Below are 26,544 nucleotides of genomic sequence, written 5' to 3'. Positions count from 1 at the left end.
GCCTTGCGGACTATTGGGGAGTGGTCATGGCCGCAGGTTTCCCGGACAATCGTATCGCGACCGATCTAGCTTTCAGCGGATCGGGCCTGGAGAAGACCTATCAGACGGGCGAGACGCAGGTCCATGCGCTGCGCGGCGTCGATCTTGCGGTCCCGCGTGGGGAGATGCTGGTCTTGCTGGGTCCTTCGGGCAGCGGCAAGTCAACGCTGCTCAATATCATTGGCGGGCTGGACCGGCCGACATCTGGCAAGCTGTTCTACCGCAATACCGAGCTTACCGCGTTCGATGATCGGGAACTTACCCGATATCGCCGGGCCGAAGTCGGCTTCATTTTCCAGTTTTACAACCTGATCCCCAGCCTGACGGCAGAGGAGAACGTGCGGCTGGTTACCGACATCGCCGACGATCCGATGGACCCTGCCGAGGCGCTGGCGCTGGTTGGCCTTGCGGAACGGCGTGGACATTACCCTGCGCAGCTCTCGGGGGGCGAACAGCAGCGAGTCGCTGTCGCGCGCGCAGTTGCGAAACGGCCGGGGGTGCTGCTCTGCGACGAGCCCACCGGCGCGCTCGACAGCAGCACCGGCGTTCGGGTGCTCGAAACGCTGGAGCGCGCGCACAATGAGCTTGGGACGACGGTGATCATCATCACCCATAACGTCGGCATCGCGGCGATGGCGCATCGTGTGATGCACTTCCGCGACGGCCAGATTGCCAAGATCGAAGTGAACGAACATCCGGTAGAGCCGGGGAAGATCAGCTGGTGAAGGCGCTCGACCTCAAGCTGGTACGCGACTTGTGGCGGATGCGCGGTCAGGCGCTGGCGATCGCGCTGGTGCTGGCAGCCGCGACAGCGACCTTCGTGTTGTCGGTGGGCGTCCATCGCTCGCTCAGCGCAACGCGTGAGGCTTACTATGCGCGCAACCACTTCGCCGACGTCTTCGCGGGGCTGACCCGCGCGCCGCGCAGCGTCGTCGCGCGGATAGCGCAGATACCCGGGGTGCAGCGCGCCGAAGGTAATATCGTACAGTACGCGACCCTCGACTTTCCCGGACGCAATGAACCGGTGCGCGCGCTTATCAATTCGGTCGATGAGTTCGGCCGCACCCATCTTAATGCCATCACCTTGCGCAAGGGCACATTACCGCGTCCGGGGCATTCGAGTGACGTGGTAGCCGATGAGAGCTTTGCCAAGGCCAATGGGCTCGACATAGGCGACAAGATCACCGCGCAGATCTACGGCCGCCGGCAAGTGCTCGACATTGTCGGCATCGGCCTTGCACCCAATTACATCTATGCCCTCCCGCCGGGCGATCTCGTTCCCGATGAACGGCGCTTCGGCATCTTCTGGATGGGACGCAAGGCGCTGGAGGCTGCGACCGACCGGCGCGAGGCGATCAATGCGCTTTCGCTCACGCTCGGCTACGGCGCATCAAGGTCTGATGTGATCCGCAAGGTCGACACAATCCTGGCACCTTATGGCGGCACCGGCGCCTACGGGCGCGAGGATCATTTGTCGCATGCCTTTCTCGATAGCGAACTCAAGCAACTGGACGCCATGACCCGCGTGATCCCGCCGATTTTCCTGCTGGTCTCGACCTTTCTCGTCTATATCGTGCTTGGCCGGATGATCCGCACCGAACGCGAGCAGATCGGGCTGATTAAGGCGTTCGGCTATTCCAACTGGGCAATCGGCGCGCACTATCTCAAATTCGCGTTGGCGATCGCCGCCGTCGCGATCACGCTTGGTTCGCTGGCAGGCGTGTGGATGGGGCAGGCCATGACCCGGCTCTATGCGGAATACTATCGCTTCCCCTTCCTCGAGTATCAGCTCTCTCCGCAGGTCTTTGCCCAAGCCGGCGGCCTTGCGGCGGCGGCGGCGGCGCTGGGAGCGCTTGGCGGCGTGCGCGCGGCGGTGAAGCTCGAACCGGCGGTCGCGATGTCGCCACCGCCGCCGCCGATCTATCGCGCGGGGCTCGTCGAGCAGCTGGGACGTCTCGCCGGCTTCACCGCCATCGGTCACATGATCGCACGGCATATCGCCCGTTGGCCGGGCCGATCGGCTATTACCGTGTTCGGCGTCGCGCTATCGGGAGGGCTGCTCTTTTCGACTCTCCAATTCATTGACGCGAGCCGAAGCATGCTCGACCAGATATTCGCACGAGCGCAACATCAGGACCTGACTGTCACCTTCACCGAACCGCGCAACGAGGACGTGATCCGCGCCCTCGCGCAGTTACCAGGGGTGCTGCGCGTGGAGGCGACACGGGCGATTCCGGTCAAACTTCGGTTCGGCAGCCATAGCGAGCGCGCTGCAATCGAAAGCGTCGAACCGGACACGCAACTCACCGCGCGGATCGACAGCCGGGGATTAACGATCGCCCAGCCTCCGGGCGGCCTGATGTTCAGCCGCCAGCTCGCGGACAAACTCGGCGCCCATATCGGCGATCCGATCGAAGTCGAACTTCTGGGCGGGCGTCGCACGAAAACCGTGCTACCCTTGGTGCGGACCATCGACGAGACCGTCGGCGCCCGCGCTTATGCGGATCGATCGACGCAGGAACGGATTGCGCGCGACGCCGCACCCGTCGGCGCCGCCTTGCTCAAGATCGACCCAGCGGCGCGCGACCGCATTCTGATCGCGCTCAAGGACATGCCGGTGGTACTGGGCGTAACCGAGCGCGAAGCCGCCCTGATCAAGTTCACGCAAGTGATCGACACCAACATCCTGACGATGATCAGTTTCTACGTCGCCTTCGCCTCGGCCATCGCCATCGGCGTGGTCTACAACAGCGCGCGCATTCTCTTCTCCGAGCGGGCACATGAACTCGCGACTCTCAGGGTGCTGGGCTATCAGCGCGACGAAGTCGCGATCGTGCTGCTCGGCGAAGTTGGTTTTCTGGTGGTGCTGTCGCTGCCCCTCGGCTGCCTTATCGGCTATGCCATGGCCCAGCTCATGACTGCAATGTTCAGCTCTGACCTATTCCGCCTGCCTTACGCCGCCACCCGCGCGAGCTATGGCTTTGCCATGCTGGTGGTGCTGGTCGCGGCGCTGGCCACAGCCTTGCTCGTCGCGCGGCGCGTGATGAGGCTCGACATGGTTCGCGTCCTCAAGGCGCGCGAATAATGGGCAAGTTCCTCGAGCGCTGGCGTTGGGCCCTGGTTATCGGAGGATTGCTCCTCCTTGCCTTCGGTTACGCCTTCTGGCCCGAGGCCAAGCTGGTCGATCTGGGCACCGCCAGCAAAGGCCCCATGGCAGTGGGCGTCACCGATGACGGCGTGACACGCGAAAAGGAACTTTACGTCGTCTCCGCGCCCGTAACGGGCTTCGCCTCGCGCATCACGCTCGAGGCCGGCGACCCCGTCGCCAGGGGCCAGATCATCACCCGCATGACCGGCCGTCCGGTGTCGCCGCTCGATCGGCGGACACGGGAGGAACTGCGCGGACAGCTTGCATCCGCTAAAGCCGCCGAAGACGGGGCCACCGCCGAGCTGGCACAGGCACGGCGCGATCTTGCCCGCGCCGAGTCTCTGGCGCCGAGCGGTTTCATCTCGCGAGCGCAACTCGAACAAGTGCGCACACGGGTTTCGACCGGGCAGGCCGCACTCGCTCAGAGCCGGGCCGAGGTGCAGCGGATCAGGGCTTCGCTCAGTGAACCAGGAGGCACGACGGCTGGTGCGCCGGTTGCAGTAGTCGCACCGGTGAGCGGGTCCGTGCTGCTGGTTCCCGAAAAGAGCGAAGGCGTGATCACGGAAGGAACGCCGCTCGTCACGATTGGCGACCCTGACAAGATCGAGGTGGTCGTCGATCTGCTATCGCGCGAGGCGGTGCGGGTGAAGCCGGGCGATCGTGTGGAGATCACGCAATGGGGTGGTTCGAAGCCGCTGATCGGCCGCGTTAAATACATCGAACCTTACGGGCGGCTCAAGGTCTCGGCGCTTGGCATCGAGGAGCAGCGCGTCAATGTCGTCATCGGCTTCGACGCTTTCGCCGCGCGCCAAGCGACCCGCCTTGGTCACGGATACCAGATCGACGCGACGATCATCGTGTGGAGCAAGCCAGATGCCTTGCGGGTGCCGATCGGCGCGTTGTTTCGCGGCAAGGATGGCGGCTGGCGTGTCTTTGTTGACGACAGCGGCCTTGCCCGCGAGCGCGTGGTGAAGATCGATCACCTCAACGACGACTACGGCGAAGTGATCAACGGCCTCGCCGACAATGCCAGTGTCGTGCTCAATCCGGCCAGTGACCTGAAGGAAGGTGACCGCATCAGGGCCCGCTGAGCGCGAAATCAATCGTCGTGCTCCGCGCCTTCTTGTGGCACTCCCCAATGGCTGCCAATCCGCTGGCGCCCTCAGACTATGCGTAGCGTCTGGCATTTCCACCAGGCATGCTCACGTGATGGTCGAGGTGCATACCTTCCGAGGCTGCCGGTCGCACCTTTAGTTAAAATTCCACGGTGTAGATCCCCAATCCTCCTGCGCTCATTGAAGAAGGAAAACAGGTAGCCCGGTTTTACTCCGCCCGCGACGAAACTATCCCGCTGCTACCGTCGCCGAATTTTACTCAGCGTTCTCATATCGGTCTGTCCCGGCCTTATGTCATCCCAAGGCTGACAATCAGCTCCTCTGAACGAAAGGCAGCTTCAGCTGGTGCATATCTGAAAGGAAACATTCCGAATCATCCGCACCCATCGTCATTCGCGTGCCGCGTTCAGGCGAATGAATGTAGAGCAGCCTAGACCTGATCTGCGGCGCGAAGCCGCCGTTCCGGTTTGTCCAACGGCTAAGAGTTGGGGGAGAGGGCTGACGTGGTGCCACGAATTACCGGTTTCGGCGTAATCAGCCGTTGCCAGTAGTGGCGGCGACCGGCAGCAACGTCCCGCGAACCGGTGTTCGCTTCCAGCGACAGTCGACCCACCGCAGTCGTTCAGACGCCAATTTTGGGTCCTCAGGTGCAGACCATCCGCAACTCGGGCAGATGTCGAGCGATCTCTACTTAGTCGAGGAACGCTCGCATGATGCGTGAACGGCTCGGATGTTTGAGCTTGCGTAGCGCCTTTGCTTCGATCTGACGGATTCGCTCGCGAGTCACCGAGAATTGCTGTCCGACCTCCTCCAGCGTGTGATCTGTCGGCATGCCGATGCCGAAGCGCATGCGCAGCACGCGCTCCTCGCGAGGAGTCAGCGATGCCAGCGTACGAGTGATCATTTCCTTGAGGTTGGCCTGGATCGCCGCGTCCACCGGGATGACGGCGTTCTCGTCCTGGATGAAGTTGCCAAGGCTGCTGTCTTCCTCGTCGCCAATCGGCGTTTCGAGGGAGATCGGCTCCTTGGCGATCTTCAGAACCCGCTTCACTTTTTCGAGCGGCATCGACAGCTTCTCGGCCATTTCCTCGGGCGTGGGCTCGCGGCCCTGGTCATGGAGGAACTGGCGGCTCGTGCGTACCAGCTTGTTGATCGTCTCGATCATGTGGACCGGGATACGGATGGTGCGGGCCTGGTCCGCGATCGAGCGGGTGATCGCCTGCCTGATCCACCAGGTCGCGTAAGTCGAGAACTTGTAGCCGCGGCGGTATTGGAACTTGTCGACCGCCTTCATCAGGCCGATATTGCCTTCCTGGATGAGGTCCAGGAACTGCAGGCCGCGGTTGGTGTACTTCTTGGCGATCGAGATCACCAGGCGCAGGTTCGCCTCGACCATTTCCTTCTTGGCGATGCGCGCTTCACGCTCCGCCTTCTGGACCATGTTCACGATGCGGCGAAACTCGGGAAGCGCCATGCCGGTTGCGGCGGCGATGTCCGATATCTCGAGGCGGATACGCTCGGCAGGTTCAGCCTCGCTTTCAGCAAAGGCAGCCCACTTCTTGTCCGTGCTGGCCACTTCAGCGAGCCAAGTGTCGTCCAGCTCCCGGCCCGTGTAAGCATCGAGGAAATCGGCGCGCTTGACCTTGTGGCGTTCGGCCAGGCGCAGCATCTGGCCGCCCAGCGTCGTCAGGCGGCGGTTGAAGGCGTAGAGGTTGTCGACAAGAGATTCGATCTTGGTTGCGTGGAACTGAACCGATTCGACCTGCGCCGTAAGGTCTTCACGAAGCTGCTGGTATTGGTCTTCCTTGGCACCCGGGAAATCGATGCCCAGTGCCAGAGCGTCGAGCCGCTCGCTCTGCAGGCGTTCGAATGTGCGGAACAGTTCCGTGATGAGCGCAAACTTTGCCAGCGCTTCCGGCTTAAGCGCGGCTTCCATCTGGCCGAGGGAGAGAATGTTGTCATCTTCTTCATCCTCATCACCCCTGCGCTTGGGGATCGGATTGCCCTCCTCGTCGACTTCCTCCGAGTTGTCCTCGACGGAATCGTCGTCCTCCTTGAAGGTGGGCCCGGCGGTGGCAGCGGAAATCTCGCCGTCGCTCTCACCGTCCTCGCCCAGATTTTCGGGCTGCGGCTCCTTGGAGAGCATCGCGTCGAGATCTAGGATCTCGCGCAGCTGCATGTCGCCCTTGTTGAGCGCTTCGGACCAGCCGATGATCGCGTGGAAGGTCATGGGGCTTTCGCAGAGGCCCATGATCATCATGTCGCGGCCGGCTTCGATGCGCTTGGCGATGGCGGCTTCACCCTCGCGGCTAAGCATCTCGGCGGCGCCCATTTCCTGCAGGTACATGCGGACCGGGTCGTCGGATCGCGCGTGGGTGTCGACCTTGCGGCTCTCGCCGGGACGGCGCCGGGAATTACCTTCATTGAACTCGGAATCCGAACCGGAATCGTCATCGCGACCATCAACGGCGTCCACGCCGTCTTCCTGCTCGCCTTCCTCATCGTCATCATCGTCGTTCTCGATGATTTTGACGCCCATATCCGAGATCGCGGCCATGATGTCCTCGATCTGATCGGTGGTCATCTGGTCCTGCGGCAGAGCGGCATTCAACTCCTTGACCGTGATGACGCCCTTGCTTTTGGCGCGCGCGATGAACCGCTGGACCGAGCCCTTGTCCAGGTCGAGGAGAGGAGAGTCGTTGTCGCCGCTGCGATCGTCGTTAGTCATGCAATCCGTTGTCGTCTTATGGGCCTGTCCATGACGATGATCGCGCCAGGACAAGGCTAGGTTCTCAGATCACCAGGCAGGAATGAACCGCCTCTGATCTGGGGTTCGAGCAATGTGGCCGGACATCAGTTCCGAGAAGAAGCTGGTCCGCCCGCGTGCTCCGCGTTCGGACCAGGGACACACGCCCCTGGCCCTGCAATCAGTATGTCGAAGGCTGCCTTGATCAGGGCCATCGACATGAGCCGGGCGCTTTCCGTCGCCGATCATGAGGCGATCGGTGACGGAAAGCACGAGATGAAGCCATGGCCTCCTGCGGCAGCCATGGCCCAGTCCGTCAGCGCTGGACCAGATTCACGGCCGACGCCTTGCCGCGGCGATCGATCTCGATCTCGAATTCGAGCTGATCGCCTTCCGAAAGGCCGTGCAGACCGGAGCGCTCAACGGCGCTGATATGCACGAACGCATCAGGCTGGCCGTCATCGCGGACGATGAAGCCGAAGCCCTTCGTGCCATTGAAGAACTTGACCGTGCCGGTTGCCTTCTCGCCAGTGGACTGACGTTGAACAGGAGCGGCAGGCCGCTCGCGACGTTCGGCAACAACGACCTCGCCGACGATGGTCAGTTCAGATGCGGAAACCTTGCCGTTGCGCTCAACCAGCTGGAATTCCAGCTGCTGACCTTCCGCCAGCGTTTCGAGGCCGGCGGACTGCACAGCGCTGATGTGCACGAATGCATCGTCGCCGCCACCTTCAAGCTGAATGAAGCCGAAGCCCTTGTCGGGGTTGAAGAACTTGACCGTGCCACGGCCCTGACCCACAACCTGGCCTGGACCGCCACGCGAACCGCCACCGCCGAAACCGCCGCCTCGCGAGCCACCGAAGCCACCACGCTGGCCGCCACCGAAGCGGTCACCGCCGCCAAAGCGATCGTTTCCGCCGCCCCAACGATCATCACCACCGCCGAACCGATCGCGACCATAGCCGCGATTTCCCCTGTCGAATGTCATCTGTTAGATACCTTAAACCACGTCCGAAGAAACCTATCCTCGCGAGTGAACGTAGCACGCAAGGCTGCAGAACCCGTTTCAGGATGCAGGATAATAGCCGATAGCAGCGAAGCGGCGCCTTGGCGACTCGAGTTCTGCGAACAGCTCGATACAAAGTACGCAGGCGGCATTATCACGGCGATGACGGAGCCAAACTCATCAGCAAAGTCGGGACGACCGGCAGGTCTGGTTTTATGCGAGCAAGGCGTGAAACATTCGTACATTCAAAGTACGCGCGCCGCTGGCTCACTGGGCGTTGCAATGCAACAGCTTCGTGCGCGCAGTCTGCAGTTGGCGCTTGGACAAGTCGATCAGACGCCCAAAGCAGCACAGAGTTTAAGTTTCCAGGTCACGTGCGGTAAATATCTGCTGGAGTCGCTTCATTCCCCGGTGAAAACTGCGGCTGCGCGGCGCATAAGCTGCCGAGGCATTTCGTAAAGAATTCAATTTGCTTGAAGGCCAGTCCGCGCATCGGAAATTGAAATGGAAAAGCTCGATCGGATAGATTTCAAGATTTTATCGTTTCTCCAGGAGCACGGCCGCGTGACCAATGTCGGATTGGCGGATGCAGTCGGGCTTTCGACCAGTCCTTGCCTGTGCCGCGTCAAGCGCCTTGAAAACCTGGGCTATATCAAATCCTATGGCGCCCGCATCGCGCTGGAATTGCTGGGCGAGCATTTGATGGTGTTCACGGAAGTGACACTGACGGGACATCGCACTAGCAATTTCAAACGATTCCTCGACCACGTCAGGGAAGTTCGCGAAATCGTCGAATGCCATCATGTTACAGGAGGATATGATTACCTTCTTAAAGTGGTGGCCAGAAGCGTTAGTCATTACCAGAAGGTCATGGAAATATTGCTAGAAAGTGAAGCCGGGATAGGGAAATACTCCTGCTATATTGTACTCGACTCTCCGATTGTTCGCGAAAGTTATCCAATTGACCAACTTTTCGCTTCTAATCCCAGTTGATTTGCCCGCGATGGATCGCAGGTGTCTTTGTAACCCTGTCCCTGAAAATGCCTCCATTGAGCATTAGAGGAATCTGGCAAATTCGAAACTGATGGAAGCACAAGGGCATTGCTGATCCACTACGATCCTGTGCCAATTTCGAGGACAGCCTCCAAGGCGGGACAAGATTCTTCTGAACATCGAGACAACGGCAGCATTCCGCACCGCTCAGACCCTAGCCTTGGTCTTGTCAGAAAACTTCGACCAAGGTGTGTCCTCCCATGTTCAGGCCAAAATACATAAGTTTCGATTGCTATGGCACCATGATCAATTTCATCATGGGGCCGAGCGCGCGCGAAATTTTCTTGAACCGCGTCAAGCCTTCGAAGATGGATGCCTTTCTTGATTCATTCCGCGCCTATCGTCTGGATGAAGTGTTGGGCGCATGGAAGCCGTTCTACGATGTCATTGCCAACTCGATCGAACGCGCCTGCCGCAAGCATGGGGTCGAACATGACGCGCGCGACATCCAGGCCCTCTACGATGCAGTGCCCACCTGGCAGCCCCACGCCGATGTGCCCGGCCCCTTGAGCCGGATCGCGGAGCAATATCCGCTCGTCATCCTGTCCAACAGCATGGTGGATCTGATCCCCCACAGCGCGCGCAATATTGGCGTGCCTTTCCATGCCGTGCTGACGGCCGAGGAAGCGGGCGCCTACAAGCCGCTGATGCGGCCGTTCGAGTATATGCTCGATCGGTTGGGATGTAGACCGGAAGACATGATGCATGTTTCATCGAGCCCGCGCTACGATCTGATGACGGCACACGATCTGGGTTTTGGCGCCAAGGTGTTCGTCGATCGCGGGCATGAACCGCCTACCGATCATTATGGCGTGACCCGCATCAAGGACTTCCACGAACTCCCGGCCCTGCTGGGCCTGTGAAGATAAGGACGGCCGGGCGGAAAGGTTATCTATGTCGCTGTTTGTCTTGCTAAAAGACTGGGTGGAAGGTGCAGGTCAACCCTGCGCTCGCTGCAAAGCCGACGCAGCTTGTCATATGGGATATGCTGCATCGTCCCGGTGTGCTCGTACCCTTTGGACAGGACCTTCGAGGTGAAGTCACGCACCGGCGTTTCAACCGATGCGGAGGTCAGGGAAATCGGCCTCCTGGCGGGCGATCAACGTGCATCGTGCGATGACAGGGCCTACTTCCAGGCCGCTGCGGAGCGCCTGGCCATGCTGCCCGACGCATCGGAGTCCGATGTGCCGGTCTTGCTGCTTGAGCAGCACTACGGGCAGCAGGGTGCTCTCACCGCCTTGTCGTCCGAAGTGGAGCGCACCTTCGATGCAAAGCTGACCGATGGCCGGGCGTTCATTCTCAAGACGTCTTCGAGACCGCAGACCCTTGAAAGCTTTCAGTTCCAGTCCGCCGCGATGGCAGGTCTGCGCGGGGCCGACGGGGTCATGGCGCCAGAGGTGATCGACACGCTCTCTGGCGGGCTGATGTTCGAACATGAGGGGGGCTGCGGCTACCTCCAAACGCGCATGGACGGGATTCCTCTGCACATGGTGCCGCGCACTCCTGAGATCCTCCGCAAGGTCGGCGCGGCGCTCGCTCGGCTCAATCTCGCCATGAAAGACACCGACCCGCAGGCGGCACGGCGCCCCGTGCTTTGGAACATCGCCTGCTGGCCATGGCTGGTGGAACTGGAGCGCTATCTTAGCAAGGGACGGACTGCGTCGCTCGTGCGCAGTGCCATGGCGGAGTACATTCGCGACATTTCTCCGTACATCGCCGACCTCGACTGGCAAGTCACCCACAACGATCCCAGTCCATTCAACATGATCGATACCGGCAAGGGCATCGGATTCATCGATTTCGGCGATGGCGGCTGGAATCCCCGAATTCAGGACCTCGCCATTGCAGCAGGGCATTTCGTCATCGATCCGCGCACTCCGCTGGGCGGAGCGGAACATGTCATCGCCGGCTATGCATCGCTGGCTCCCTTGTCGGAACTCGAAGCATCGCTCCTGCTGGGATTGATGCGTGCGCGCCAGAGCGCTCTGCTCCTGATCAACAACTGGCGGTCACACCTTTTCCCGGCTGCCGCCCCCTATATCATGAAGAACGTGAAGCGGGCGGAACAAGGGCTGGCGGTCCTGGCTTTGCTCGATGCGTCGTCAGGCGAAGCGGCAATTCGCGCCGCGGCGGGGCTCGCCCCATCCTGAAGCAGCACCCACATCCTGAACGACAACCGCACCATATAGGCAGCACCTCATGTCCGTAGATCTCATGCCCAACCGCTTCAGGCCCGGCGAGGCCGAGCTTCCCCAACGCGAGACTGAATTGATCGCGCGGCGTGATGCCGTTCTCGGCGCTTCATACAGGCTGCAGTATCGCAAACCGGTCCACTTCGTGCGCGGCGAAGGGATGTGGCTCTACGACCCGGATAACCGCGCCTATCTCGATTTCTACAACAACGTGCCGTCACTCGGGCACTGCCATCCCGAAGTGAATGCGGCGATGGCCGAGCAGGCGGCCCGGCTCAGCGCCAATACCCGGTATCTTGAGCCGAAGCTGGTGGACTATGCGGAAAGGCTCGTCGGCACATTTCCCGCCGAGATGGACCGCGTGGTGTTTACCTGCACCGGCAGTGAGTCCAACGACCTTGCCTTGCGCATTGCGCGATTGGTAAGCGGCAACGAAGGCGTAATCGTCACCTCCTATGCCTATCACGGAACCAGCGCCGCCGTGGCCGCAGTATCTCCCAATCTGGGAGCTGCGGTGAACCTCAGCCCGACCGTGCGCATGGTCGCGCTGCCCGGACCGAGCGGCGTGCCCGATGATCAGGCGGCATCATTCTTCGAAGCCCAGGTTCGCGCCGCAATTACGGACCTGCAACGCCGCGGTATCGGCGTGGCTGCGCTGTTGTTCGACAGCATCTTTTCAAGCGATGGTGTCTGGATCGATCCGCCGGGCTTTATCGCCGGCGCGGTCGAGGCTGTCCGCGAGGCGGGTGGCCTGGTTATATCGGACGAGGTTCAGCCGGGCTTCGGCCGCACCGGTTCGCATATGTGGGGCTTCGAGCGCCACGGCATCGTCCCCGATCTGGCCACGCTGGGAAAGCCTATGGGGAATGGCTTTCCGATCGGCGCAGTCGTAGGCCGCCAGCATCCGATGGAACTGTTCGGCCAGACCGCGCGGTACTCGAACACCTTTGCCGGAAACACGGTCGGCATCGCCGCCGCCAGTGCCGTTCTGACCGTCCTGCAGCGCGACGGCATATTGGAAAAGGTAGTCGCCGTGAGCCGGCGGCTGAGGACCGGCCTTGAGCTCGTTGCCGCGCACTCCCCCGGAATTCGCGCGATCCGGAACGCCGGATTGTTCTTCGGGGTCGATATCGGGTCTGACGCAAGTTCCTCTATGGAACGCCGGATGCTCGCGCTCGATCTGGTCAACGCCATGCGGGACGACGGCGTGCTCATCAGCACGACGGCAGCTAACGAGGATGCGCTCAAGATTCGACCTCCGCTGGTCTGCGAGGACGAGCATGTCGACAAGTTCCTGGTGGTATTCGAAGCTGCTCTGAGAAAATGTACATTGTAGAAAAAGACGAAGTTTCACCACCTGCATGTGCGCTTCGCCGCGATATAGACGGAAGAGCAGCAGGCTGCTGGCCTGGTATTAAAGGTCGCATTGCTGTGGGGTCGCGCCCCGTTTCGAAAATTGGCAAGTGTCCGCTCCCCCGACCTTCCTGCAGATGGAGGCGCCCCAGGCACGGCCTGAAACCGGTCTTTTTTACCGGATCGGACTGCTGAGCAGCCCTGGCCGTCACAGCGACCGGGGATAGGATTTTCAACCAGATCGGACAGGGGTTACCCGCAGGATTTCGCTAGCGGACCTTACTAGCTACGCCACTCCTTCTCCAGCCGATCCGCCCGATTGACCAAGCGCTAGAGCCCCAGTTCGGACAGGCCCGGCGCGCCCCCGGGGCGAGGCCCGAGCGGCCAATGAAACAAACGGTCAGCCTCCGCGATCGGATGCTCATTGATGCTAGCGATACGGCGCTCCATCAGCCCTTCGGCATCGAACTGCCAGTTTTCGTTGCCATAGGCGCGGAACGAGTTGCCACTGTCGTCGTGGTATTCGTAGGCAAAGCGGACCGCGATGCGGTTGGCCGTGTGTGCCCACACTTCCTTGATCAGGCGGTAGTCCAGCTCCCGCGCCCACTTGCGGGCAAGGAATGACTCGATCGCCGGACGCCCGGTGATAAACTCGGCCCGGTTCCGCCACTGGCTGGCGGGCGTGTAGGCAAGCGCCACGCGGGCAGGATCACGACTGTTCCAGGCATCTTCTGCCGCGCGGGCCTTGAGGGCGGCAGTCTCGTGCGTGAACGGAGGCACTGGCAGGCGGCTCATGGTTTGGTCCTTTCGATCTGGGCCCGGAGCTCTGCGTTTTCGGTTTCGAGTGTGGCAATGCGGGCTTCCAGAGAGGTGATGGCAATGGTCACGTCATCGGCGTCGAGCTTGCGAGGAATATGCTGTGGGCAATTCACGTCCCACGCCAGCACAGTGAACAGGATCGCCTGTTCGGCCCGGGCGGGGTAGCCTTGCGGCATGAGCCGCGCGACCAGCTCCGGATCGTCCGCCACAACCCGCGCCAGGCCCCAGATCTTGATGCGCCGGCGAGCGCCATAGTCCATCAGGAACAGGAAGGCCTGCTCGTTCTCGGCAAGGTTGCCGGCAGTGACGTATTGGCGGTTGCCGACAAAATCGGCAAAGCCCAGCGTGCGCGCGTCGATCACCCTGATGAAGCCGGGTGGTCCACCTCGGTGCTGGGCATAGGGCTGGCTGCCGGCGCTGGCCGTGGCGAGATAGGCCGTGTCGATCCGGGTGAGGAAGTCAGCCAGGTCGTCGTTGATCCCGGTGCGGAAGCCGCCACGCTGTTCAATCCTGGCATAGGCTTCGCGTGACCCGCGGGCCTGCTGCATCGCCTTGACGCTGGCGGTGAAGGCAACGTCGCTGGAGGGCATAGTTTGGGACTCCTCCACAAATAGCGGGAGGCGACGGTCGCCGGATGGTCGGAGCGCCCGCCGCCCGTCCGGTCAGGCCGCCTGGCGCGCGGTCAAGACCGGAAAGTCGATCTCGGTCTGGAACACATTATTGAAGCTGTTGGTCCAGGTGTTCAGCGCGACATGCTGCACGATCTCGATGATCTGCGCGTCGGTGTAGCCGGCCAGTTTCACTGCCGAGAACTCGGCGTCGCCGATATGGCCGCGCGTCGCCGCGACCCGGACGGCAAAGCGTACCGCGGCATCGGCCTTGGGATCGTTCGAGGCACCGCTGCGGTTGGCCGCAATTTCGGCTTCGTCGAGCCGGGCGAATTTCTGGCCCAGGTAGGCGTGGGCAGACAGGCAGTAGCCGCAGCCGTTGATCTCAGCAACCGCAAGCGCGATCCGTTCGCGGGTCGCGGCCGGCAGCGCACCCTTGCCGAGCGCACCCGACAGAGCGAGATAGCCCTCCAGCGCCTGCGGGCTGGTGGCGATCAGGCGGAAAAGGTTGGGGGCTGAACCGAGTTGCTTGATGACAGCTTCGAGCAGGGGACGCGAGGCTTCGGGCGCATCGGCAATGGTGGCAGGTTGGGGAATGCGGGGCATGGGCTTGGTCCTTGTCTGACGGGCGGCCTGGGATTGGCCGGTGGACAAGAATTAGAACCTTTCGATAATTCTGAGCATCCATTACTTTCGAAAGCCATTCTTCCGGATTATGGAAGGTACATGGACAGGTTCGAAGCCATACGGACACTCATCACCGCCGTCGACGGAGGTAGTCTCTCCGCTGCGTCGCGCCGGCTCGGTGTGCCGCTGCCGACCGTAAGTCGGCGGGTATCCGACCTGGAGGCGCACCTTCGCACCCAGCTGGTCGTGCGCACGAGCCGCCGGCTGCTGCTCACCGACGCCGGCCGGGCCTACGTGGCCGCTTGCCGCCAGATCATTGAAGAGTTGGACGATGCCGAACGGCTGGCCAGCGGTGAGTATCGCACGCCCCGCGGTGAACTCTTGATCACCGCGCCGGTAATGTTCGGGCGGCTCCATATCCAACCGGTCGTGCTGGATTTCCTCGCGGCCTATCTGGATATTACCGTCCGCTTGACGCTCTCAGACGCGATAATCGATATCGTCGAGAACCGTGTCGACCTGGCCGTGCGGATCGGCGAGCTGCCAGACAGTGGCTTGGTTGTCCGGCGATTGGGTGCCGTTCGGTGGATCACCTGCGCCAGCCCGGGCTATCTCGCCCGTCGCGGCTCCCCGGCCACGCCGCAGGACCTCGTGGACCATGATTGTGTCGGGTTCGAGCGCGTCCGCTCCGATAGCACTTGGCTGTTCTCTGTTCAGGACCGGGCCACAGCCATTGCCATCAGTCCACGCTTCTCGGTCAACACGGCTAACGGCGCGATGGATGCTGCCCTTGCCGGGGCGGGCATCATTCGCGTGCTTTCCTACCAAGCGGCGCAGGCGATTGTTGAGGGGCGCCTGACCAAGGTCCTCCAAGCCTTTGAAACCGAGCCGCAGCCCGTGCAACTGGTCCATAATCCGCAGGCCATCTTGCCGCTCAAGCTGCGCGCCTTCCTGGACTTTGCAGCACCGCGGCTGAAAGCTGGATTGGCAGACGAGCCAGGCTGAATGCATGGCAGGTTCCGACGAGCCGGTCTGGGGCCGCGAACGGCAGCTCAACTAATCACCTGCATCGGACAGCCAAGTCGGCATATTCCGCTTGGCATGAAGCACACGCCAGACATCCACATGTGTGTCGAACTCAAGGCAGAATGCGAGCCACGGAAATTCCTTGAGTCGTATGGTCCTCAGCCCGGGCAAGTTGAGCTCATGGGAGCACCGTGGAGACCCGGCGGCTTGTGTTGCCCCAATGAAGGTATAGGCCTGTTCAAGCGCGTCGATTTGGCAAGGCTTTGAGCGCTAGCTGCCATCTGCAAACAGGGCGACGCTCGGCATCGGCGTCCGATATCCTCTGATCGGCTATTCCGGCCACGGGAGAAGCATCATGGGACGTTCAGACATCGACCCCGCCGTGCATGAACGGCGCCCTCGGAATGCAGGTCAGAACGTGTGACAAGGTTCCGCAGGCCTGCCTCCGCTCGTTCTCTCCCCGGCCATTCCAGGCCAAGGTGTCAAACGAACTGCAGATTTGACCCCACGTGTTGCCTCACCGAAGATTGTTACCGGGCTGAGCGGTTGCGAGGTGCGCCCTATCTCCACCCGCCGCGGCGGGTGCAGATAGGGCGAAGCCCTTCATCCAGTCACCATTGAGGATGATCTGCCCGGTGATTTCCGCGCGCCACGCCTTCACGGCTAATTGCACCGTTCGCTCGCTCTTCTTCGTGAAGCGTGACGGATCGGCGCTCATAAGCCGCTGCAACACTGCGGCTGCCGAGAGCGTCGGGTCCGCCGCGATCCACGCGCGGATTTGCGCCTCGAACGGATCGAGCATGCTCGGCCTTTTGGGATAGGGCTTGGTTCGCCGATAGGGACGCCGATGCGTGGGCCGCGTCTCGCCCGCCTGCCAGGCTGTCTCCAGATTGACGGCAAAGCGCTGCAGGTCGACAACGACCGGCTCCTCAGGCTTGGCATTCAGCCCGCGGCGATCGACGCGTTTCCCCAGATCGTCTTGTGCTGCCCGGATGCCTGCGAACAGCATCACGGGATCGGCCATTTCCAGCATCCGGCTCAGCCGCTCTTTATCGGGCGCGGCTACATCGGGATGAGCCAGCACGCGCGCGGCCGGCGGCGTGGGCGGATGATAGCGTTTGATGATGCGCGCACCGATCCGGGTCTTCTCCCGCAGTTTGAACGAGGGTTGGAACAGATTACCGTGCAGCCGCACCACATCGTACAAGCGGCTGAGCGCCGCTGTCGCCTCCGCTCCCACGAACCTGCCGTAGCCCACCAGGCGCCGGACGATGGCGCCGTTCTTCTGCTCGACCCACGCCTGATCATTCTTGCGATAGGCCCGGGAGCGCGTCACCTCCAGACCCTGGCTTCGGCACCAGCAGACCACGAGTTCATTCATGAAGGCGCTGTCATTGTCGAAGTCTACGCCCAGGAGTGGGAACGGAAAGAACCGCTGCGCTTGCTGGATCGCCGCAACCACCAGGCTGCTGTCGCGACTGCGGACCGGCACGCATTCGGTCCACCCCGTGGCGATGTCGGTCAGCACCATCGTTTGCACGAAACTGCCGGAGGAAGAGGTGCCGGAATGCGCCACGAAGTCGACCTCAACATAACCGGGCACAGGATCGTTCCAGTCCCCGAAGGTGCGGACCGGAACCGACCGGCGCACTGCGGAGCTCATGCCGGTCCGACGCCGCCGCCCGCCGCGCGCGACAATACGCACCTCCGACAGCAGCCGGTCCATCGTCGCCGCGCTCACCGTGAGCAGCTTGTCGCGCAGCTCGGCACTGACGTCGAGCCGGTCGTGCCGCTCGAGCGCCGGTAGCAGAACCGGGATCAACGGCTTCAGGCGCTTTGAGCAGAGGCGATCCGACGCCTCCCACAACACCACCAGCGCCTCGCGGACATCGCCGCCGTAACGGATCGCCTGACGCCGGTCGCGCGGCGGCTTCGTCTCGCGGCGTCCAAGCACGCGGATCGCGTGCTTGCGATGATAACCGGTGACCGCAACAAACTCGTCCAGGATCTGCTGCTTGCTCGCCCGAGAGCATGATCGATACCGCTCGATAATCGCCCCCACCAACTCCGATCGTGTCGCCATGCTGATCCGCCTGCCCATCCGACATCCCCGATCCAGGGTTACAGAACAGCCTCCATCCCCCTCGGGCCCGCAGTCCTACCGGTAACATTCTGCTTGAGGCAATGCGGGGGTCAGTTTGTCAGTTCGGGTGACACAAGGAGAAGTGTCATGGGTTAGGCCTGAGCCAAGCGTCCGAGCAACGGCAGACAAATAGCCGTCCGTCCGACAGCACCGGACTGATCCGCAGGCGCCCTCGCGGCATGCCCTGATAGGCGATCTGCTGCTCTCTATCGTCGGAGATCAGCAAGGAGAGGCGCGCGGCCTAGAGATACGTGTGAGTGTATGCCATCGGGCTCTCATGCCCGATGTTGGGGTGGCAAGGGCGCCGCCGAGGCATCGCTCCAGCAAATCCAAGCGCGATCCTTAGCTGACCCTTGCTTGCTCGTTCAGCGTCCGGCGGTCATCGCAGAGACCTGATTGCCGTAGCCGGCCCAGACGGACTGGCTGGCCGGACTTAGTCGGCCAGCCAGTCGATCCAGGCGCCGTAGGGGTGGCAGGTCGCCAGGTGACGGGTGCTGCCATCGGGCCAAAGCGTCAGCAGGAGGCGCACCTCGCTGCGATCTTGCGTCCACTCGAAGCTGATCCAGGCGAGGGGATGCCGGGCGTCGGCGCACTCGCCTGCTTGGCGAATGGCGCCTTCCACCACCGCTCGCTCTTCGGTGGCCAGATACTGGATCATCATCGAATGGAGCACGACCCGGCAGGCGCCTTCACTCTGGGGTTCTGCCAGCCGTTGTCCCAGCCATGAGCCGGCATCCATGCGATCAACCAGGGGCCTGTGCGTGCGCGCCAAGTCCAGCGCCAGTGCCAGCCGCTCCAGCCGCGCGCCCTGATCGGCCCACACATAGGACAGCATGCGATCGGCCGTTGCGGGATCGTCAAGGTCGGGCGGGTTTAGATCGACGCCGCGCGCGGAGCGAATTTCTACCGGGGCGTGCGGCGGCGGCGCGCCGCGCCATTCGGGTGCCACCCGCACGGGCGAGCCAGCCCGTCCCACCTGCCGGCCGGCAAGGGCGTAGTCGTAATGGTCGAGGTTGAGATTGAGCCCGCAACTTGCGCCGAGTTCCAGCAGGTCGAAAGCCATGCCTGTCTGGAGTTGCACCACCATGAGCGCGCACAGCAGCGCAGCCGCCCGTCCGACTTCGTTGGTCTGCGTGGGGTGCGCCATGGCTGCCAGTATACGCCCATCGCCCTGGCGAAGCGCCTGCGCGATCGCTCCGTCGAAATCGTCATGCTCGCATCGGTACAAGGCCGAAAGTGCTGGAATTTCTTCGCTTCGGGCAAGAGCGTGGATGGCCGCGTTGAAGCGCATCGCCATCGCCGACGATGCCGGATCGCCCTGCCAATTGTCGATCAGGTCCGCCGTAAGCGGCGCCTGATCGAGTTGGCGCTGTCCCGCCTCGAGCACTGCCGCCACGAATGGCGAGCCGATCGACCGGGCGAAAAGCGCCTGCCGCCCCAGTTCGCTGCGGCATCCCAGATGCGCCGCAACACGAACCGGCAGCCGATGCGTGGGCAGAGTTAATCGCCAATCGCCGTCGTTTGGCATGACCAACGGGCTGCCGCGCCTTGCTGGTGTGATACCCTCGAGGTGCTCCCCGGCCGCTTGCACGCAATTCGCGGCAGGCAACGGCTTCTCCGTTGTCGCTGACCGGCCAGCAGCCGGGATGGGCGGCGCGGCAATTTCAAGAGGAATGGCCTCACAGGCCCGTCTGGGCATCAGAACTCCGCCCAGTCTTCGTCGGCTTCCGACCTGACCGCGAGATTGCCCATCACAGTCAGTGCTGGCCGAGCGGGTGCGACGAAGTTCTGGCTGAGCGCGGGCGATGTCTCACCGACAAGCGGGCGCTGGGGCTTGCGACCGCTGTCGCGCAACTGGAAGCGCGTGACTAGCGTGGCTAGCTGGTCGGCTTCGTTGGCAAGACTGCGCGCGCAGGCCATCGTCTCTTCGACCATTGCGGCGTTCTGCTGGGTCATCTGGTCCATTTCAGCGATGGACCCGTTAACCTCGCGCAGATTAGTCGACTGGGTCTGGGTGGTCCCAGCCATGTCGCTGACCAAGGTCGTTATCTCGCTGATGCCCTGGATTATGCGTGTCAGCATCTGACCGGTCTCGCCGACAAGGGTCACACCCTCGCCGACCTGATTGCTGCAGGTCGTGATGAGATGCTTGATGTCCTGGGCCGCGTCAGCGGAACGCTGGGCGAGCGCCCGGACCTCGTTGGCGACCACGGCAAAGCCCTTGCCGGCATGGCCTGCCCGTGCCGCCTCGACGCCGGCGTTCAAGGCCAGCAGGTTGGTCTGGAAGGCAATGCCATCGATCACATTGATGATCTGATGGATTTCCTCGCTGCTCTTTTCGATCGCATCCATCGCGCAAATCGCTTGCTTGACGACATCGCCGCCCTTGGCAGCTTCCTGATGAACGGAATCGATGGCTCCGCGCATGGTGTGGGCACCCTGTGCGGTTTCGGCGACCATATTGGTCACTTGCCGGGTCGATCCAGCCGTCTTCTCGATTGAGATCGCCTGGATTTCCGTACGGTGGGCCAAATCCTCGGAGGCGGCTCGGATTTCGCTGGAGCCGGTGCGCACGCTTTGCGCCGATTCGGAGACCTGACGAAGGCTTTCCTCCATGTGCCCGGCCATCTGATTGAAGCTCTGGCGGAGCAGATCGTAATGGCCAGCAAAAGGCTGTTCGATCACGTAGGTCATGTCACCCGACGCCAGGACTTTCAGCCCTTCGCCCAGCGTTTTGACAACATGGGCCTGATCCGCATCGGCTCTGGCCTTGTCCTTGGCTGCGTCGCGAAAGACGAGCAGCGCGCGGGCCATGTCGCCCAGTTCGTCGGGTCGCGACGTTTCGGGGACGTCGATATCGTTGCGGCCGGCCACCAGGTCGCTCATCGTGCAAGTCATGGCGGTCAGCGGAGCGGCGATGCTGCGGCTGAGCGTCCGGGCGAGGAATACGGCAAGGCCGATGAGCAGCGCCGTTCCCAAGCCCAGCACGACTAGCGCCGTGACTATTGCCTCGTCCTGTTGCTCGGCGTTACTCTGGATAAGCTTGTCTTCTACCGCGCGCAGGTCGCGCAGCGGCAGGACGGCGGCGCTGACCAGTACGGCCTTGCCCGCCTGGCGAACTTCATCGGATGCCGCCTGGCGGCCCTGAGCGTGTACCACGTCGATCAGGCGGTCACCCCAGTTCTTGCGCCAGGCAAGCGTTTCCGCACGAGATTTTTTAAGGAGAGCGAGCGTCTCGGGGCTCTTCAGCAGGCCCTCAAGCTCAGCCGAAGTCCTGTCATAGTCTTCGCGACCTTCATGGTAGGATTTCAGGTAGCTATCGTCGCCGGTAACCAAAAAACCTCGAAGCTGGCTGTTCTGACGTAGGATCGAGGTTTCCAGCAAAAGTTCCTTGGCCAGGATCGACTGGCTGAGGTTGTTGCTGGCAGTGGACGAGCGGATCATCATGATGCTCACGAAGAACACGGCCATGACAAGGGCTGCGCACAGGTTGATTGCCAGGAAGGAAAAACCAAGTTTCTTCGGTATCGTCATGGACTGGAACATGTCTCGCGCCATTTCTCGTTTTGTGTGGGTGGGGGCCGCCGCCTCGGTGCGCCGCGCCGGCGCCCCCCGACCGTTGATCAGAAGTTGAACCGCAGCGATGCGGAAACTTGGCGACCGTTAAGCGTCTGCGCGGCAACCACGCCCGAGGCCGGCAGAGCGCCTTGCGTGACGTTGACGACGGCCAGCTTGTCGAAGAGGTTGGTCGCATTGACCGACAGAACGACGTTGCTGGCCGGACGGAACAGCGCAAACGCGCCAACCGTGGTAAAGGCCGGCAAGCGCAGCTGGTTTTCGTCCTGCGCATAACTTGCGGTGGTGCCAACGATGCTGGCACCCACCGCGAACTGTCCCTGGTCATACTGCGGGACCAGCTGGTAGATCAGCTTGGCCTGATGGCGCGGGGTATTTCCGACGAATTCGGGATGAGCGGGGTCGGCAGTGATTTCCGCATGGGTCAAGGTCGCCCCGCCGTTGATCGAGAACCGGCCGCGGCGCCAGCTGGCCTCGAACTCGGCCCCATAGGCACGGTACGAGCGCGAAATCAGCTCGAGCTGGACGTCACCGTTTGTGTTGGTGTTGATCTGCGTGTTGGTCTCGTCAACGTTGGCGAGGAACCCGGTGAGGTTGGCAGTCACGTCGCCGCTGCGATACTTGAAGCCCCCCTCAAGCTGCCGGACCGGGTCATAGGCCGCCTTCTTGCTGGTCAGGCCGCCGTCTATCGAACTAATCGCCGGGGTGAACAGGATGCGGTCGGCGGCGGCGCGCGCGCCCCGGCTGTAGCGCGCGAACAGCGAGAATTCTTCCGCGAGGCGGAAATTGGCGCTGACCGAATAGGACAGGTAGTGATAGTTGTAATGAACCGGATCGGCGGGCGTCGTCGGCAGGAAGTTTGCGAGTGTTTCTGGCACCCCGTCGCGGTTCAAGTCGTAGGCGCCGGCACTTTCCGGAGTGTCCGCCAGGGTGGAGCCGCGCACCGCACCGTAGTCATATCGCAGGCTGCCGCCCAGCGCGAGCCGGCCCTTGTGGAAATTGAGCGAACCATAGGGGGCGTTGACGTTGTAGCTCACGTCATAGGCGCGCTTGATCCCGATATATCCGGGAACACCAAGGGCAAGGACGCCATTCTGGGTGATGGGAGTGCCGTTCAACGTGATGTCGACAAGCGCGCTCTTGCCACCGCCCACAACGTCGCTGATATACGTCGTGCCGTTCATGTCGAAATCGAGCTTCTGGTCAGCATGATAGAAGCCGCCGGTCATGGTCAGCTTGCCGCCGCCAAGATCCCACACCCGGCTGGCGCGCAGGTCGTTGGTCACGTTGGACATGTCGTTGACGTGGGCGATGACATAGATGTTGGCGGCCAACAGCCCGTTGCCACCGATCGTGGTCTTGCCGGCATTGGGACCGTTCACGTAGCGTACGCCGTTGCCGCCGAAAGCCGCCGCGGTAAAGGCTGCGGGCAGCGTGACGATTGGAGAGAAGGTGGGCTCGTTTCCGCTCACGTCGGAATACCGGAAGTTGTCAGTGACCGTCCACTCGCCCAGGTCGATCTTGGTCGAAAAGCCCAGCGCCGTGTTCTTGAGGTGAACGCCCTCGTGAACGTCGGCGGTGAATAGCTTGTTGTCACTGTCGAGAAACGGCAGCGTGGAGAAGTAGCGGGACGACATGGTGTTTTTCTGGGCGTCAAAGCCGGGTAACGCGGAATAGGTCGGTTTTGCGTTGGTCCCCGACACGCCAAGCGGCGCCGTGTAGTAATTCGGCACATGATCGTCGAGCAGTTTGAAGTACACTCGGAAATAACCGCCGGCGAAATCCTTGGTCATGTTGAACTTGACCTGGCCGCCATGATAGGCGTTGTATCCCGTGGCACGCGGCCCTTCGCCAGAGCGATAGAACCCGCCGATGTGAAAGCGCAGCGTGTCGTTGATATGCGCGCCATAGTCCATGTCGAGGCGGTAGCTCTGATAGTCGAGCCCGGCAGTTGCCTGGATGGAGCCACCTTCCACGTCGCCGGTCTTGTCGATCAGATTGATGATGCCGCCCGGCGCGCTGGACGCGAAGGTCGAAGCCGACCCGCCGCGAATCGCCTGTACGGCGGCGAGGTTGAGGTCGAGGCGCAGCAGGCGATCCGAACCGAGGTTGAACACGTCGCCGTATTCCAGCACCGGCAGTCCGTTTTCCTGCAACTGGATGTATTTTGCCCCGTCCGAAACGAGCGGCAGGCCGCGAACAGTATAGCTGTTGCCGCCCTCGCCATTACCAGCTTCGGCCCGGATGCCCGGGATCAGCCGGGCCAGTTCTGCCAGTGATCGCGGGGAAATCTTGGTGATCTCGGTTTCCACGATGGTGCTGGTCGAGATAGCCGTATCGAGCGGATCGCGGGCGCGCGCGACACCGGTATTGAATGCTGGCTTTCGTGCCGGACGCGCCGTAGGCTGGGTTTGTTCGGCAGCATTAGCGCCATCGTCGTCCAGAACCTGCGTCGCAGCAAAAGCAGGCGTGCTGAGTACAAGCGAAGCGACCGTACACAGCAGATAGGTATTTCTCATTATTGGGCACTCTCTCTTTCACTTCAATCGCGCTGCATCCCCTAGAAAGGCTTTAATTATTTGATCTTGATCGCAGACTAGGAGTTTCCCGTAGTCCGGCTGCAAGCCATTATTGCAAATGTGCTATGCGCTCGTCTTTCGCTCGCAGACGGACTTCGCCAGCAGCAGAACACCGCCCGGCGAAGTGAGCCGGCCATCGAAACAGCCTACCGCCGCACCTTCGGCTGGGATTTACGAAGAAAAGGGAATGAACCCGCGCTATCTTGGCGCCAGCGGGTGCCCGCAGATAGAGCAGTTCGCCCACACGGCAGGCCGTGCTGAGAGGACACGCGTCCCCGCTTAAGCGACCGAAACTACTCACTCACGCTTTGGCGAGGTCCGCGAGCAACTCGCGAATCCGGCGGGCGTTCGGACCAATGTCGCCAACACCGATCCGGCTGAGCGAACGCATATCGACGCGCGACTGAGGGCCATCGTCGATGGAAGTGATCCTTATGACCACGTCATCTTGAAGCCGGATGTACGCCGTGGCCTCGACATGCCCGTGCTCCGGATCGTCCGCGCTGATGGTGCTCGTGGTGCTGGGCGGCGCGACAAGCTGGCTTGTATCGATTCGGCCACGGCCTGCCCCTGCCCCTGCCCCTGCCCCTGCCCCGCGAGGAGATGCCTGAGGTAGCGGCGGTATGGAATGGGAAATACTTCAGCAAGGTCGGCGATCTTCTTGCCGCAAGTGGCATTTATGTCGTCAGCGGCAAGCTCGCCGAAATCCTTTCGCGGTACGACCCTGGCGAGGGCGGCCTGGAGCCGTTTCCTGCCTGCAAAGCCGATCTCGAGACGCCCTATCGGGGCGGGTTCTTCCTGTTCAAATTTCGGGGCGCGGAAGAATACGCTGGTGCCCTAGGTCAGCCCGAATGCTGCGAAATTTGCAGTCCATTCCAGGACGGGCCAGCAGATTTGGAAAGTGCGGGATTGGGTCGAGGGGCAGGTGGCGCTTTCACCGGCGGGGCTGGACGGACCCGACCCCTGGCTCGAAGAAGTGCGGGAGGACGACACATTCATGTCCGATGCACTTGCCCAGGCTCTGATTTCGGCAAAACTGGATAAGGACTGACGCCTGACACCCTGCTCCATCGTGAAGGGCGGGCGATGAACGAAGATTAACTCATCTTGTTCAGCTTTCAGACGCAGCACATTTTCGTCAACGAGATTGCGAAAGAAGCATCGGCTGCGGCGAAAACTGCGAACCAACTTCTCATGGAGGCGGGGTCTAAGCTCAACGGCGAGGGTAACCTGATCGGCCTGCTCGGCAGCAGCGACGCGCTGAAAAACGACCCTTGCTCTCGACTTTCTCGCCGATGCGCTGGGCGTGTTCGGAAAGGGGGCAGGCATGGCCGGGTTTGCGCTCTGGGGCAGCGCGGACATCTTCAGCCACGCACGCCGCGATCTGGCCAGGGGCTGGACCCGCCCATATCGAAAGACCTGATTCATTTCGGGCAGCAGTCCGACGCATTTCTCAACAGAAGCAGCCCCGTGACTCCGCGTATCCGCACAGCCCTAGTCCTTGGCGCTGTCCCATTCGCTTTCCTTGCCGCTCCTACCACCGCACAGCAGGCCGATGTCGATCGCCAGGAAGCGGAAGGGGAAGACGTCATTATCGTTCAGGGGACCCGGTTCGGGCGGCGGGTTCAGGACGAGCCAGACCGCGTCGAGGTGATTGTGGGCGAGGAGATCGAGGAAAAGGCAATGATGCGCCCCGGGAACATCGCCATGCTGGTGGCCGGGACGGGCTGGGTGCTGCCGGGCCGGGCGGCGCCCGACGGAATGGAATTCACGCAAACGCAGGAAACAGAGCGCTTCGACGCCGGACTGGTCGTGCAGACGGCCCTGGCCGATCTCGGAACGCTCAATTTTTGGGCCTGGGCGATGCGACAGTGTGCGGCGCAAATATCCGGAAGGCGACCCGGCTGCAACAAACCGCACCTGACAGCGTCCCTCTCGTCAACATCGAAGGAGCGACGCGCGTGCGGGGGACCGAATTGCTACTGCGCTTCAGGCAAGACGACTTCACCATTACCGGGCGAAGGCCGAGACGATGTAGGCGCCACAGACGGACTGCTGCGCTCCAGCGCAAGGTCATCGGCGATGACCGCTTCGTCCCGTTCGGGTTTCGCGGAGAAGGCGGTTTCGTCAGCGCGCATGATCGACCTCCTCTTCCGCTTTCTGAAGCAGATCGGCGGCACCTTCTCAAAGCGCGCCCGCGAGAACGAATTCGCCGCCCTGATCAACGATGAGGCAACGCTCATGGAGACGATTTGCACCGAAGCTTCTTGGTAGGGGTGTGGGTAGCTGTGCGCCCTCTCGGTGATACGACAGAACTTCCTGGATAATTCCGGAGCGGCAAGCGTTCCCGCTTTCCAAATCAGTTATCTCATTATATATCGGAGTATATTTCGATTGTACTGCAGGCGTTTGGAACGAGCCGGGATGTCCTTCCGGTCCCTATGAAGACGTAATAGACCTTGCAGAAATCGATTGGCGTAATGGATGCGTTGCCATGTCATTGCCGGCACGTTG

The 26,544-nt window shown here is 61.9% G+C and carries 20 protein-coding genes; 10 read left to right on the top strand and 10 right to left on the bottom strand.

Going from position 1 to position 26,544, the window contains the following annotated elements; all coding sequences use genetic code 11:
* Nucleotides 1-26 precede the first annotated feature (26 nt).
* The 3 genes from JI59_RS18945 to JI59_RS18935 are packed head-to-tail and all read left to right on the top strand — an operon-like array spanning nt 27 to nt 4,278.
* Nucleotides 27-764 (top strand): ABC transporter ATP-binding protein, encoded by a 738-nt coding sequence (locus tag JI59_RS18945; RefSeq protein ID WP_052117992.1) that lies wholly within the window; start codon nt 27-29, stop codon nt 762-764.
* The gene (locus JI59_RS18940) at nt 761-3,124 is read left to right on the top strand and encodes an ABC transporter permease (protein WP_007014109.1); all 2,364 of its coding nucleotides are present in this window, start codon (nt 761-763) and stop codon (nt 3,122-3,124) included. Before JI59_RS18945 ends, JI59_RS18940 begins: the two co-directional genes overlap by 4 nt.
* A complete protein-coding gene (locus tag JI59_RS18935) occupies nt 3,124-4,278 on the top strand; it encodes an efflux RND transporter periplasmic adaptor subunit (RefSeq protein WP_007014110.1) in 1,155 nt (384 codons plus the stop codon). The genes JI59_RS18940 and JI59_RS18935 overlap by 1 nt, the downstream gene beginning before the upstream one ends.
* Before the next feature lie 715 nt (nt 4,279-4,993).
* On the opposite strand, the gene rpoD is transcribed toward JI59_RS18935, so the two are convergent.
* A complete protein-coding gene (gene rpoD / locus JI59_RS18930) occupies nt 4,994-7,030 on the bottom strand; it encodes an RNA polymerase sigma factor RpoD (protein WP_007014111.1) in 2,037 nt (678 codons plus the stop codon).
* A 334-nt stretch (nt 7,031-7,364) separates the two neighbouring features.
* Nucleotides 7,365-8,036, bottom strand: coding sequence for a cold-shock protein (locus JI59_RS28030; protein ID WP_039857671.1), 672 nt, complete (start codon nt 8,034-8,036; stop codon nt 7,365-7,367).
* Between the two features lie 522 nt (nt 8,037-8,558).
* On the opposite strand from JI59_RS28030, the gene JI59_RS26270 reads away from it, so the two are divergent.
* The 4 genes from JI59_RS26270 to JI59_RS18905 all read left to right on the top strand — a co-directional run bounded on the left by JI59_RS26270 (nt 8,559) and on the right by JI59_RS18905 (nt 12,635).
* Nucleotides 8,559-9,047, top strand: a complete 489-nt coding sequence (locus tag JI59_RS26270; protein WP_007014114.1) for an Lrp/AsnC family transcriptional regulator — start codon at nt 8,559-8,561, stop codon at nt 9,045-9,047.
* Between the two features lie 260 nt (nt 9,048-9,307).
* Complete coding sequence (locus JI59_RS18915; RefSeq protein WP_007014115.1) at nt 9,308-9,970, top strand: haloacid dehalogenase type II; 663 nt, start codon at nt 9,308-9,310, stop codon at nt 9,968-9,970.
* A 171-nt stretch (nt 9,971-10,141) separates the two neighbouring features.
* Nucleotides 10,142-11,257, top strand: a complete 1,116-nt coding sequence (locus JI59_RS18910; protein ID WP_052118030.1) for a phosphotransferase enzyme family protein — start codon at nt 10,142-10,144, stop codon at nt 11,255-11,257.
* A gap of 49 nt (nt 11,258-11,306) precedes the next feature.
* Complete coding sequence (locus JI59_RS18905) at nt 11,307-12,635, top strand: aspartate aminotransferase family protein (protein WP_039857675.1); 1,329 nt, start codon at nt 11,307-11,309, stop codon at nt 12,633-12,635.
* A 347-nt stretch (nt 12,636-12,982) separates the two neighbouring features.
* Here JI59_RS18905 and JI59_RS18900 read toward each other — a convergent pair whose 3' ends face one another.
* From JI59_RS18900 to JI59_RS18890, 3 genes are all read right to left on the bottom strand, one after another.
* A complete protein-coding gene (locus JI59_RS18900) occupies nt 12,983-13,447 on the bottom strand; it encodes a nuclear transport factor 2 family protein (protein WP_007014118.1) in 465 nt (154 codons plus the stop codon).
* Nucleotides 13,444-14,061, bottom strand: a complete 618-nt coding sequence (locus JI59_RS18895) for a pyridoxamine 5'-phosphate oxidase family protein (RefSeq protein WP_007014119.1) — start codon at nt 14,059-14,061, stop codon at nt 13,444-13,446. The genes JI59_RS18900 and JI59_RS18895 overlap by 4 nt, the downstream gene beginning before the upstream one ends.
* Before the next feature lie 72 nt (nt 14,062-14,133).
* Nucleotides 14,134-14,685, bottom strand: coding sequence for a carboxymuconolactone decarboxylase family protein (locus tag JI59_RS18890; RefSeq protein WP_007014120.1), 552 nt, complete (start codon nt 14,683-14,685; stop codon nt 14,134-14,136).
* A 120-nt stretch (nt 14,686-14,805) separates the two neighbouring features.
* Between JI59_RS18890 and JI59_RS18885 the strand changes: the two genes are divergently transcribed.
* Nucleotides 14,806-15,711, top strand: a complete 906-nt coding sequence (locus JI59_RS18885; protein WP_007014121.1) for a LysR family transcriptional regulator — start codon at nt 14,806-14,808, stop codon at nt 15,709-15,711.
* 538 nt (nt 15,712-16,249) lie between these two features.
* On the opposite strand, the gene JI59_RS18880 is transcribed toward JI59_RS18885, so the two are convergent.
* The 5 genes from JI59_RS18880 to JI59_RS27730 all read right to left on the bottom strand — a co-directional run bounded on the left by JI59_RS18880 (nt 16,250) and on the right by JI59_RS27730 (nt 24,538).
* Nucleotides 16,250-17,833: an integrase catalytic domain-containing protein gene (locus tag JI59_RS18880; protein ID WP_007015845.1), complete on the bottom strand. Its 1,584-nt coding sequence runs from the start codon at nt 17,831-17,833 to the stop codon at nt 16,250-16,252.
* 475 nt (nt 17,834-18,308) lie between these two features.
* Entirely contained in the window at nt 18,309-19,403 is a 1,095-nt protein-coding gene (locus JI59_RS18875) for a DUF2332 domain-containing protein (RefSeq protein WP_138921450.1), read from the bottom strand.
* A gap of 170 nt (nt 19,404-19,573) precedes the next feature.
* Entirely contained in the window at nt 19,574-21,421 is a 1,848-nt protein-coding gene (locus tag JI59_RS18870; protein WP_007014123.1) for a methyl-accepting chemotaxis protein, read from the bottom strand.
* Nucleotides 21,422-21,498: 77 nt separating this feature from the next.
* On the bottom strand, nt 21,499-23,970 hold the full coding sequence (locus tag JI59_RS18865; RefSeq protein WP_007014124.1) for a TonB-dependent receptor domain-containing protein: 2,472 nt from the start codon (nt 23,968-23,970) through the stop codon (nt 21,499-21,501).
* A gap of 361 nt (nt 23,971-24,331) precedes the next feature.
* Nucleotides 24,332-24,538 (bottom strand): DUF1499 domain-containing protein, encoded by a 207-nt coding sequence (locus tag JI59_RS27730; RefSeq protein ID WP_274378225.1) that lies wholly within the window; start codon nt 24,536-24,538, stop codon nt 24,332-24,334.
* 393 nt (nt 24,539-24,931) lie between these two features.
* Between JI59_RS27730 and JI59_RS27145 the strand changes: the two genes are divergently transcribed.
* Nucleotides 24,932-25,081, top strand: coding sequence for a hypothetical protein (locus tag JI59_RS27145; protein ID WP_007014125.1), 150 nt, complete (start codon nt 24,932-24,934; stop codon nt 25,079-25,081).
* A 419-nt stretch (nt 25,082-25,500) separates the two neighbouring features.
* The gene (locus JI59_RS28215; protein WP_041565021.1) at nt 25,501-26,304 is read left to right on the top strand and encodes a hypothetical protein; all 804 of its coding nucleotides are present in this window, start codon (nt 25,501-25,503) and stop codon (nt 26,302-26,304) included.
* Nucleotides 26,305-26,544 lie beyond the last annotated feature (240 nt).

Source organism: Novosphingobium pentaromativorans US6-1, from assembly GCF_000767465.1.
Classification (GTDB): Bacteria; Pseudomonadota; Alphaproteobacteria; order Sphingomonadales; family Sphingomonadaceae; genus Novosphingobium; species Novosphingobium pentaromativorans.
This window is presented reverse-complemented; position numbering and strand designations above follow the sequence as displayed.